Source organism: Sphingobacterium faecale (assembly GCF_016746095.1).
Classification (GTDB): Bacteria; Bacteroidota; Bacteroidia; order Sphingobacteriales; family Sphingobacteriaceae; genus Sphingobacterium; species Sphingobacterium faecale.
In genome coordinates, this window is the sequence record NZ_JAERTY010000003.1 from 378,994 (window position 1) to 391,077 (window position 12,084).

The 12,084-nt window shown below is 36.9% G+C and carries 10 protein-coding genes; 6 read left to right on the plus strand and 4 right to left on the minus strand.

What is annotated here, in order from left to right; genetic code table 11:
* Positions 1-3: 3 nt before the first annotated feature.
* The 3 genes from JKG61_RS07260 to JKG61_RS07270 all read right to left on the minus strand — a co-directional run bounded on the left by JKG61_RS07260 (position 4) and on the right by JKG61_RS07270 (position 3,710).
* On the minus strand, positions 4-792 hold the full coding sequence (locus tag JKG61_RS07260) for a hypothetical protein (protein ID WP_202102299.1): 789 nt from the start codon (positions 790-792) through the stop codon (positions 4-6).
* A gap of 96 nt (positions 793-888) precedes the next feature.
* Positions 889-3,015, minus strand: a complete 2,127-nt coding sequence (locus JKG61_RS07265; protein WP_202102300.1) for a S9 family peptidase — start codon at positions 3,013-3,015, stop codon at positions 889-891.
* A gap of 356 nt (positions 3,016-3,371) precedes the next feature.
* Complete coding sequence (locus JKG61_RS07270; RefSeq protein WP_202102301.1) at positions 3,372-3,710, minus strand: DUF3276 family protein; 339 nt, start codon at positions 3,708-3,710, stop codon at positions 3,372-3,374.
* Positions 3,711-3,960: 250 nt separating this feature from the next.
* Here JKG61_RS07270 and JKG61_RS07275 point away from each other — a divergent pair, with 250 nt between their 5' ends.
* The 6 genes from JKG61_RS07275 to purH all read left to right on the plus strand — a co-directional run bounded on the left by JKG61_RS07275 (position 3,961) and on the right by purH (position 10,549).
* Positions 3,961-4,845, plus strand: a complete 885-nt coding sequence (locus JKG61_RS07275; protein WP_202102302.1) for a LiaF transmembrane domain-containing protein — start codon at positions 3,961-3,963, stop codon at positions 4,843-4,845.
* A gap of 143 nt (positions 4,846-4,988) precedes the next feature.
* The gene (locus JKG61_RS07280) at positions 4,989-5,900 is read left to right on the plus strand and encodes a sensor histidine kinase (RefSeq protein ID WP_237249404.1); all 912 of its coding nucleotides are present in this window, start codon (positions 4,989-4,991) and stop codon (positions 5,898-5,900) included.
* Positions 5,893-6,630: a LytR/AlgR family response regulator transcription factor gene (locus JKG61_RS07285; protein ID WP_021070135.1), complete on the plus strand. Its 738-nt coding sequence runs from the start codon at positions 5,893-5,895 to the stop codon at positions 6,628-6,630. Before JKG61_RS07280 ends, JKG61_RS07285 begins: the two co-directional genes overlap by 8 nt.
* 25 nt (positions 6,631-6,655) lie before the next feature.
* Positions 6,656-8,086 (plus strand): serine hydrolase domain-containing protein, encoded by a 1,431-nt coding sequence (locus JKG61_RS07290; RefSeq protein WP_202102304.1) that lies wholly within the window; start codon positions 6,656-6,658, stop codon positions 8,084-8,086.
* A 127-nt stretch (positions 8,087-8,213) separates the two neighbouring features.
* A complete protein-coding gene (gene purN, locus JKG61_RS07295) occupies positions 8,214-8,789 on the plus strand; it encodes a phosphoribosylglycinamide formyltransferase (RefSeq protein ID WP_202102305.1) in 576 nt (191 codons plus the stop codon).
* A 233-nt stretch (positions 8,790-9,022) separates the two neighbouring features.
* Complete coding sequence (gene purH / locus JKG61_RS07300) at positions 9,023-10,549, plus strand: bifunctional phosphoribosylaminoimidazolecarboxamide formyltransferase/IMP cyclohydrolase (RefSeq protein ID WP_202102306.1); 1,527 nt, start codon at positions 9,023-9,025, stop codon at positions 10,547-10,549.
* Between the two features lie 67 nt (positions 10,550-10,616).
* Here the strand turns inward: purH and JKG61_RS07305 are convergent, their stop codons facing one another.
* Positions 10,617-11,954: a Na+/H+ antiporter NhaC family protein gene (locus JKG61_RS07305; protein ID WP_202102307.1), complete on the minus strand. Its 1,338-nt coding sequence runs from the start codon at positions 11,952-11,954 to the stop codon at positions 10,617-10,619.
* Positions 11,955-12,084: the final 130 nt, after the last annotated feature.

Genomic DNA, 12,084 nt, shown 5'->3' on the forward strand with positions numbered 1-12,084 from the left:
TTCTTAAATTATACTTTTAAATAACTCCGGATCATCACTTCCCTTGTATTCTTTCATCATATCTGTATAAATCACTGCCATAGCTAGGCTAACTAATGGTATAAATAAAAATGTACTAATCCCCATAAAGAATACTGCAATATACCAATAACCGATCTTCAAAAGAAAATAAGCGATGAGCGATGACAGTCCTAATAGAAAAAAAACAGTGAGTACCCTAAAAAAATTACCTCTTGTAAAGGCTAAGCTCAATTTAACTCCACGAAAGAAATTCACGTTTCTTTCTAAAATAAAAAAAGGAAAAAAAGTAATTCGGATCAACAAAGCTCCTCCCACAATTGCTGACAAAAAAGGCACCACTTCATAGGTGATAAAGTCTTTGTCGACATGCATAAATACCAATGGAAAAAAAAGTACTCCTATCAGCAGTGTCAATATGCTTCCTAATAGCGAACAAAGTATCAGCCCAAACAAGAAGTTGACAAACTGCTTAGTCGAAGGTACATACTGCATCAGATTTGCATGTTCTATTCCCTGTGACAACAATATAGCACGCTTAATTAACACCAGCTGCAATCCAAAAAAAAGTACAATACTCAACAACATTAGTACCACTCGAAACCAAAGCTCTAAATAGTCAAAATACGAGGCTGAAAACGCAATTAACTGGCTTACCAAAAAAATCACAAAACACAATCCCGCCACAGAAACATAATGTTTCTTTAAAATATTGAAGGCTCTGAAAAGCACGTCGTTTGCTTTGAATGTGCTCTCCTTTAAAAATGCTAACATATTAATGTATAATAGTGCAAAGATGATGTTTTTTTTTATATTACATCAAAAACTGGTGATAGTTTTTAGCAACGACCACCAGTCTTCCTAAAGAAGCTAGTTGAACTCTCTCGGTAAAGGCTTTTCTAAAAGATATTGATAATAAAAACGTGCTCTTTCTCGAAAGTCGTAAGCAACTTTAGATCTATTCCAACCGTGTCTACTACCAGGGTAAATCATCAGCTCAAAAGGCACATTACGATCAGTGAGTGCATCGATCAATTGAATCGTATTTTGCATATGTACATTATCATCAAGATCTCCATGCATAATTCTCAACCCACCTTTATACTTATTCACATAACTTAAGACAGACCCATTTTTATAACCTTCAGGATTATCCTGAGGCGTATCCATCCAACGTTCTGTATAATGCGTATCATATAGTTCCCAGCTTGTCACAGGAGCACCTGAAATACCATAGTCAAAATAATCCGCTCCTTTGGTTAATGCTAAGCAAGTCATATACCCTCCATAACTATGTCCCGTGATCAACAATTTATTCTTAGCCACCCACGATTTAGCTTTCAACCATTTAGCAATAGTGATATAATCCACCAACTCCCAATGTCCCAAATTTCGGTGCATCCAGGTCACGCCCTGCTTACCAAAATGCCCAGAAGCTCTATGGTCACATGCTATCTGTATAATGCCTTCATTAGCCCAATATTGATTGGATGTTCCCTTCCAGGTATTTTTAACGGTTCCAGCATCTGGTCCTCCATAAATACTCATAATTACGGGATATTCCTTTTTTTCGTCGAAATCGGTCGGATAGGTAATCACCACAGGCAGGTCAAACTTTCCGTCTTCAGATTTAATGGTGAAAAACTCCGTTTTACCTATTACATAATTATTAAACTCCGTAGATCGAGAATCAGCCAACTCTCTGATAATCCTTCCTTGGTTATCTAATAGCGCCACTTTATTAGGAGTAGTCACATTTGAATAATTGGTTATAAAATACTTTCCATCCGGGGAAACATTTACATTGTGGGTAAAATCACCAAACGTCAGTCTCTTCATATTCTTTCCCGAATAATCCACTCGATATAAATCTGTAGTTGCAGAATTCTCTTTACGTGCTGTAAAATAGACGACCTTAGTCTTTTCGTCAATATGAGCTAGTGCAGTCACCTGCCAATCTCCTTGCGTAATAGGATTCAACAGCTTTCCCTCTAGTGTATACAAGTAATAATGTGCCCATCCTGTTTTATCCGACTTCAAGATATAATGCTTGTTATCCGCTAAATAAGTGATACGCTCATCGTGATCTAAATTTATCCAAGCCGATTGCACCTCATTATAAATCTCCTTTTTGATACCTGTAACAGGGTTTACAGCATAGAATTTCAGATTGTTCTGATCTCTATTCATCCATTGAATCATTATAGATCGACTATCAAAACTCCAGTAGGGCTGGCCAAAATACTGATCATCTTTCTCATTAAATTGCCCCCACACAATTGGCGCACCTTCAGCTTTCACAAATCCGATTTTTACTTCAGGGTTATCCTGTCCCGCTTTGGGGTACCTTGTTTCTTCCAAGTAACCATTCTGCCCTTTAGACACATATATTGGAAACATAGGAACCTTAGTATCATCAAATCGCATAAAAGCAAGCTGCTTGCTATCAGGAGACCACCAGAATGCTTTATAATTTGTAGGCCGTCCTAAAATTTCTTCGTAGTAAACCCAAGATGACCACCCATTATAAATAACATCCGTTCCATCATTCGTATATTGCACCTCGCTGCCGGTGGCCACTTCAATACTGAATAGATTGCTTTTTCTAGTAAAGGCTACACGCTTCCCATCAGGTGATAACGTCGGATTTTGCTCTTCATCATTTGGAGAATCCGTTAGTCGCTTAGCAACGTCTTGACCATATTTGATATAGATATCCTTATCTTTAACAAATACACGCACATCATTTGTCTGCGTAGGGACATACACATCCCTCTTACCAGATTTCACGTTTACCTTGTACATCTTCCTATCGGCCACGTCACTCTCCAAATAATGATCTTTATCTGCCCAACCAGTATAACCATTAATGGCTTTAGTAACTGTATATCCTCTTCCCCAAGACTCGTCGAAATCCATTTTTTTCACTTGGGCATCAACGGAGTATTGTGCTAAAAAAAGTGATACGATCAAAAGACCACCAAACAATCTATTCATATATATTTAATTTGATTTTTCAGTTATTATATTTAATATCCAAACTACATTCATTCATTTTTGTGCAGCCTGCACGATAGGGATATTTTATATGTATTTAATTATTTATGAGTATTTGTCCTCAACAATGTAATGAGTTCTTTCTACCTAGTTTGTTTCTGTATGAGTTAAAAATAGTTTTACGAAAATAGAAAATTGCATATTTCTTTTTGCAATGATAAGTGTAATATATTTACGACTTTTCGTTAACCGGTACACTCATCTTAACAGAGTCTTGTTAAGATAAAAAGAAACTTCTAAACAAAGAAAAAGCCACCTTTATAAAAGTGGCTTATTATTACTTTAGAAGAGAGAGCTTAAAAAGAATAGTTGCCTCTTTCCACCAACTCTTCATTACTTTCGTAAGTAGAATCATCTTGACTAGGCTCATATCTCTTCTCAACTACTTCTTGATTTGATTTGATGTAATCCACCACGTCTGTCAGTCCTTCTGCAAATTTCTCAAAATCCTCTTTATATAAGAATATTTTGTGTTTGATAAATTGACCATCTTCAAAACGCTTTTTACTCTCAGTGATAGTCACATAGTAATCATTTGATCGCGTCGCTTTTACATCAAAAAAATAAGTACGTTTTCCTGCTCTCACCTTTTTTGAAAATACTTCTTCACGCTCTTTGTTTTCAAAATCTCCCATTAGTCTAGTATAAGTATTTAAGTTTAAATCCTATTTTTTAATTCCATAAATATATAATAATTAATTTTAAACATCCAAATTTTATTGAAAAAATTATTTTTTTTATCACTTTATTTTAAATACAATGAGAAGTATGGTATTTTCACCGACTAAACAGAGCCATTTACCGAACAAGAGAAATCATAGACCTAATAACAGTCAGTTCATATCAATGCTATGATTACCTTTGGAGTAGATAAAACAAAATAAAATGGAAACCAGAGAGAAGATGCAACAGAAACCCGTCCTTCCACCAAATAATAACAAGAGTTCCACTACAGTGGGGGCTATAGTCATATTGTTCGGAATATTTCTATTGTTAAAAAACATTGCCCCTGGACATTTTTTTCCGAGCTGGCTAATGGGTTGGCAAATGATATTATTGATTATTGGCTTAGTCATAGGTGTCAATTCGAAGTTTCAAAATAAATCTTCTCTTATACTGATTACGATCGGATCTGTTTTTATACTTAGAGACATGATGGGATACAATCCAGGAAAGATCCTTATCCCTGCTATAGCTATTGTATTGGGTATATATATTGTCAATAGAAATCGTAAAGCTCCAGAAATACCGACACCTCCCCCATCAGTCCCACCTCATCCCACAGACGAGTTTGACTGGGACAAAAGAGTCATCGATTTGTCGGATTCTAGCACTTCACAGAGACCTCCGAATGAAAGCGATAAAAACCTTAACTTTCAACCCCATAATGACAACTCCCGAGAGTATTATCGAAATTCCTATTACTATGCTGAAAATTACCTAAAAATTGATTCCATATTTGGAAGTGCAAAAAAAATAGTGCTTTCCAAAAATTTCCTTGGGGGTACAACGACAAATATTTTTGGAAGTACTGAAATTAATCTATTACAGGCTGATCTTAGCCAACCTATTGTAATTGATATATTTCAGCTTTTTGGAAGCACAAAACTAATTGTCCCTCCACATTGGATGGTGTCTCCTTCTGTTTCATCAATACTTAGTGAAAGTGATGATAGACGTGTAATAATCAATCATGTTTTTGATGAGAACAAAAAGCTTTTCATTACAGGAACCTCGATTTTCGGAAGTCTGACGATAAAAAACAGCTAAGAATAGTAATGGCATCGACTCTATTTAAACTAAAGTCAAAAAACATGCTGATTCACATCAGCTCGTGGACGATATTTATCTTATACTTTCTAGTTTCGTATTTTTTACTCTGGTGGGAGTTTCATCCGCTTAAAGTAAATCCAATGGAACCCGCGATCGGAGCCTTAGCAATAACAGCATGTTGCTACCTTATATTCAGCTCCATGCAGTTCTATATGCCTAAAAAAAATCAATACCTCAAAATCACCGTAATCTGTGCGGTATTAACAATATTGAGTTTAGGAATTTCTCTTTTTTCACTAATTCGTTTTTTTGACACCACCTCTACCAATCATTTTTACGAACGTTTACCCTATCGATTTATCATCAACTTCTTGCTGCTGATGTGTGTTATGATCATCAATGTTTTTTGGAACATACAGGAAGAATATAAGGAGAACAAAAAGCGAAAAGAAGAATCAGAGAAACTCGTACGTGATGCCGAGCTCTATAATCTACGGCAGCAGCTTCAACCCCATTTTTTATTCAACAGTTTGAACTCCATTATCGCACTGATCACAGTAAAGCCAGATCTAGCGAAAAAAATGACGTTTCAATTATCTGATTTTTTAAGAGGAACTTTACGAAAGGACGATAAGCAATTAATACAATTAACCGATGAGATCAAACATCTGGAACTCTACCTTGAAATAGAAAAAGTGAGATTTGGTCATCGCCTCAATACCACTTTCAACTATCCCGAAGAAGTTCTATTCGCCAAAGTACCGAGCATGATTGTCCAACCTCTAATGGAAAATGCAATTAAACATGGTCTCTACAACGTAACAGGAGATGTACTCATAGAGACAAACATCAGCCTGGAGTTGCATATGTTGACTATTGAAATCACAAACCCCTACGATTCGGACCAATTTTACAACGCAAAAGGCACAGGCTTCGGTCTGACCAGTATACAACGTCGGCTCTTTCTAATCTACGGACGAACCGATTTATTAAGTGTTAGAAAAACAGAAAATAAATTCACAGCAATTATAAAAATACCTCAACATGATTAAAGCAATTATTATCGATGACGAGCCACTCGCTCGCATGATCATCCAGGGATATCTACAGAATGAAGGTGACATACAAGTTATCGCCGAATGCGGGGATGGATTTGAGGGGGCAAAAGCGATCCAACAACATCGACCAGACCTGGTTTTTCTAGATATTCAGATGCCTAAACTCACAGGCTTTGAAATGTTAGAGATATTGGATGAGTTACCACATATTATATTTACTACTGCCTTTGAAGAATTTGCCATCAAGGCATTTGAAAAGTCGGCCGTTGACTATCTTTTAAAACCTATATCAGAGGATAGATTTAAATTAGCGCTACAAAAATTCAGAAATGCACATGGAACAGCACAGACACAAAAAACCATTAAAAACCTCCAAGAAGAAGTCGAAGAAGAGATTCTCGAGCGCATTGTTGTTAAAAATGGAACACAAATCAAATTGATCCCTGTACAGCAAGTAATATATCTGGAAGCATACGATGACTATGTGAAAATTCACACCAAAGAAGGAATGTTTCTCAAGAACAAAACCATGTCTTCTTTTGAAAAACAACTGGATTCCAAACAATTCGTTCGTGTGCACCGATCTTTTATTATTAAAGTGGATCAACTTGCTAAAATTGAACCTATGGAAAAAGAAAGCTATAGGGGAATACTCTTAAATGGCGATAAAGTGAATATAAGCAAATCAGGATACGCACGTCTAAAACAAACAATTGGATTATAACTCGTTGATTTCGTAGCTTTGTGGCATGATCAAATATGTCTTATATCTATTAATTATACTATGCTATAGTACCAATGCTTGGAGCCAATCAACAGCTGAAATAAGCAACAGACAAGTCTATAATAGGATAGAGTATTTTTTCAACACTCAACAAACCGATTCTATATATGCGATGGCCACGCCTAGCTTTCAAAAGAATATTCCGCTCCAAAGCTTTGCAATGGCATTACAGTACTTTTATAATTTCGGACAAATAAAAGAGGCGATTCCAGGGACATACCAGCAAGACGTAGCAGGGTACAACATAACGTTAGACAAAAAGAAAGCCTCCCTATACTTAAAAACAGACAGTACTTTTCATTTCGATTTATTTGAAATCAAAGACAAAGAGATCAGCACAGAAAAAAAGGAAAATATAAAATCCGTTGTGCAGAAAAACAATGCTCTTGATGAGTATATCGATTCTGTAGCACGGACCTATATACAACAGAAAAATGCACAAGCGCTAGCAGTCGGCGTAATCCACAACGGAAAAACAAACACGTTCTATTATGGAGAGACTGTCAAAGGTGATTCACTTTCGTTACCAAAAGAAAACACCTTATTTGAATTAGGCTCAATCACCAAAATATTTACAGCGACACTCCTAGCGGACTTAGTAGAAAAAAACATAATAACACTAGAGGATACGATCTCGAAGTACTTGCCCGATTCCGTTGCTCAAAATCAATATCTACAACAAATAACTTTTAAACAATTAGCCAACCATACTTCAGGATTACCTAAGTTGCCCGACAATCTGGAGAAATCCACTAAATTTTCGGCATCAGATCCCTACGCACAGTATAGCCGTAAAGAGCTATTTTCTTATTTAAAAAACATACAACGGGATGACCTCCCTGGTGATAAATTCGAATACAGCAATACGGGATTCGCCTTATTGGGCGAGCTTATTTCTATTATTGCGAAAAAATCTTACTCCCAATGTGTCGCTGATATTATAACGACTCCACTAAGCTTATCCAATACTTTAGAAAAAGTAAATCCTAAAACACAACAGATTACTAAAGTCTACAACGCTACAGGGACAGAAGCCCCTGTATGGCAATGGCAGGTATTTGTTGGTGCAGGGGGACTAAAATCGACAATAACAGATATGCTTCGATTTATTAAAATTCAGTTCAAGATGCCAGAGACCCAATTGGAACAAGCACTTGCCCTTACCAGACAATTCACCTACTATCTCCCGCCTTCTACCGATATAGGCTTGGCTTGGCATATGAATATGGTAAACGATGTGGTACAATACTGGCACAATGGTGGAACCGGCGGAAGCTCAACATTTATTGCGATAGTTCCGGATACCAAATCAGCCATTATAGTCTTAGCTAATTCAGCACTATCTGTTGATGAAATAAGCCGAAAAATATTGAATACCATTATAGAACATAAGTAATGCTATCAAGCACTGACGATGATAAACTCATTTTTTCGGCACAACACCGCAAATACCAAGATTTTTAGTTAAGTTTGGGATATTTACACATATAACTGCATCAATACGTTAAAGAACAATTTATTCCATGAAAAAAAGAATAGCAATTTTTGCTTCGGGTTCAGGTTCCAATGCACAAAAGATAATGGAACATTTTAAGTACTCTGATGATGCGGAAGTCGCTTTAGTATTAAGTAACAATCCAGAAGCCTACGTTTTACAACGGGCCGATAATTTTGAAATTCCATCACACGTTTTTGATAGGCATGACTTTTATCAAACAGATGAAATTGTTTCTTTACTAAAAAGACTAGAAATAGACTTAGTCGTTCTAGCTGGATTTCTTTGGCTTGTGCCTCAAAATTTATTAAACGCCTTTCCGAACAAAATCATTAATATCCATCCAAGTCTCTTGCCCAAGCACGGAGGAAAAGGAATGTATGGAGACCGCGTACACAAAGCGGTGTTAGCAGCTGGAGATGAGGAACATGGCATAACCATACATTTCGTCAATGAAAACTTTGACGAAGGGGAAATTATATATCAAGGAAGATTCCGTGTCGAAAAGGGAGACACCTTAGAAATATTAAAGTTCAACGGCCAACAGTTAGAGCATTTGCACTACCCTAAAGTCCTAGAAGGACTAATCAAAAAATACAATTAAACTATAGCTTAAGGAGCGCTTATTTTCAGTAATGGAGCGCTCCTTAATCACCTTCTCCTTCCTTGCCTATAGTCATATAGTGCTTATTTCTTTTTCTCCTTTAATTACTTCACAAGCATAGGGATTAAACACTTAATTTTGTACCTTTGCAACTTTAAATTAAATCTTTCCATTCCTCTTGTGCACAACACATTCGAGATGATGGGAAGACTGACACTTTCAGAAAAAAAACAATGAATCATCCTGTTAAGATCAAAAACGCATTAGTCTCTGTTTATTACAAAGACAACCTTGCACCTCTTATCCAACTTTTAAACAAATACGGAGTTACTTTCTACTCTACAGGCGGTACGGAAGCTTTTATCCGTGATTTAGGAGTTGGCGTAGAACGTGTTGAAGATTTAACAAGCTACCCTTCCATTCTTGGCGGCCGTGTTAAGACTTTACATCCTAAAATATTCGGAGGTATTTTGTCTCGTCGTCCATTAGAAGATGACAAAAAGCAATTGGAACAATTTGAAATTCCAGAGATTGACTTGGTCATCGTGGATCTCTATCCATTTGAAGAAACAGTAGCTTCTGGAGCATCTGACGAAGATATCATCGAAAAGATCGATATCGGCGGAATCTCTTTAATCCGTGCAGCAGCGAAAAACTTCAACGATGTAGTTATTATATCCTCTAAAAATGACTACAAAGAACTAGAAGAAATACTGGCTAATCAAGAGGGAACAACCAGCCTAGAACAACGTAAATCTTTTGCTAAACGCGCGTTCAATACATCTTCGCATTACGACACAGCGATATTCAATTATTTCAATCAAACTGAACCGCTAGAGGTTTTCAAGCAATCTGAACAACAAGCACAGGTGTTACGTTATGGAGAGAACCCGCACCAAAAAGGCGTCTTTTTCGGTGACTTGGAAGCTATGTTTGATAAACTAAATGGCAAAGAACTCTCTTACAACAACCTAGTAGATGTCGATGCAGCTGTTGCTATTGTAGATGAATTCCAAGAGCCTACCTTCGCCATATTAAAACATACGAATGCCTGTGGTGTAGCTTCTCGTCCAACTGTAAAACAAGCTTGGATAGATGCGCTAGCTTGCGATCCTGTATCTGCTTTCGGAGGTGTATTAATAACAAACGGCACTGTAGATGCTGATACTGCAAAAGAAATCAACAATCTATTCTTTGAAGTATTAATTGCACCAGATTATACAGAAGAGGCTATCAACACCCTTACTGAAAAGAAAAACAGAATCATTCTACGACGTAAAGATATTAAGTTGCCAAGCCAACAATTCAAGACTTTATTAAATGGAGTAATTTTGCAAGACAAAGACAACACCGTAGAAGGGCCGTCACAAATGACGACGGTGACCAATACCGCTCCTACATCGGAACAATTAGAAGATTTGTTCTTTGCTAATAAAATTGTAAAACACACCAAGTCCAACACCATTGTATTTGCAAAAAATGGCACACTGATCTCCTCAGGAGTAGGTCAAACGTCACGCGTTGATGCGTTAAAACAAGCTATTGAAAAAGCTAATGCTTTTGGGTTTGACCTAAAAGGTTCTTCTATGGCATCTGATGCTTTCTTCCCTTTCCCTGATTGCGTAGAGATTGCTTCGGAAGCTGGAATCGCAGCAGTATTACAACCAGGGGGCTCCATCAAAGATCAACTATCAATAGACATGGCCAATGAAAAAGGCATAGCTATGGTAACAACAGGCGTGAGACATTTTAAACATTAATCTGTTTCTAGACACCTAAGTAATAAAAAAAGGGTGAGTTTTGAAAAGCTCACCCTTTTTTTATTACTTAGGTCTTAACATTCATTTTAGTTCTAGAAAAAAATATGAACAATAATGTTGCTACCCCGGTCAAAAACGGGTAATATAAATATTGTATCAACTCGAAAGGAGATAGTCCTGCATTTCCTGTGCCCTGTTCTAAAACGGCAGCAGCAGCTAAGGCGGCTAAAATCTGAGCTCCATAAGGAATGATTCCTTGTACAAAACAAGAAGTAGTATCCAAAATACTCGCCACTCGCTTAGGATCCAAAGAGAATTTATCACCAATCTCTTTAGCTAAAGGTCCTATAATAACAATAGTGATAGTATTATTAGCGAGTGCAAGATTCACCATGGCTGTTAATGTAGCAATTCCTAACTCTGCACTTTTCGGCGATTTTATCCGCCGAAGAACAGTGTTCAATAAATAATCAATACCACCGTTAAAACGTATTATTCCAACAACGCCACCTATAACTAAACACAGCAGACTGAGTTCAAAAATACTTGCCAGCCCTGTATTAATACTAGAAACACTTTCTAAAAGAGTAACTTCATTAGTCCATATCCCCACAAACAATGCTACCAATATTCCGATACCTAATGTCCAGATAACCTGGAGCCCGAATAAAGCTAAAACAAAGACCACGACATAAGGAACAATCTTAATCAATTGATAGTCCTGCATCTCCAAAGTACGGATATGTTGTTCAAACTGAGCTCCAAGAAAGTAATAAATCACCGCAACTAATACAGCGACCGGAAACACAATCCCAAAGTTCACTTTAAATTTATCACGCATTCCGACATTTTGGGTTCGTGTGGCAGCAATAGTGGTATCCGAAATAAAGGACAAATTATCACCAAACATTGCTCCTCCTACTACAGCGGCCAATGCCATCGGCATTATTCCAGGAATATGCTCTTCAAAACCCACCGCAATTGGAGCTAATGCGACTATAGTTCCTACAGATGTACCTAGAGAAACAGATATAAAACAAGAAATCAAAAAAATTCCGGTAATGATAAAACGAGGTGAAATATAAGTTAGAGCAAAGTTCACCGTCGAAGATATAGCACCAATTGCATTGGAAAGACCACCGAACGCGCCTGCCAACAGAAAGATCAAAATCATTACTAATATATTCTCGTCGCCAGACCCTACAGAAAAGTGCTTGAGTTTTTCGGAAAATGGCTTTTTAGGATATTGAAGAAAGGCTATAAAAAGACACAGGATAAAAACAACAAGCACAGGCAAAGCATAAAAATCCTGAAGATAGATGGAGATCGAAAAATAAACTAATACAAATGCTATCAATGGCAATAATGCCCACGCTTTAGTCGCTTTACCCTCTTCTTTATCCATTATCCTTTTTTATTTGGCTACAAAACTACAATTCATAAGCCACATTTTCAACGATGCAATCCGATCTACCCAACTTAGTGGCACATTGTTTGTAAGGTTAATAAAGCGTTACAATTAAACTTAACACTAT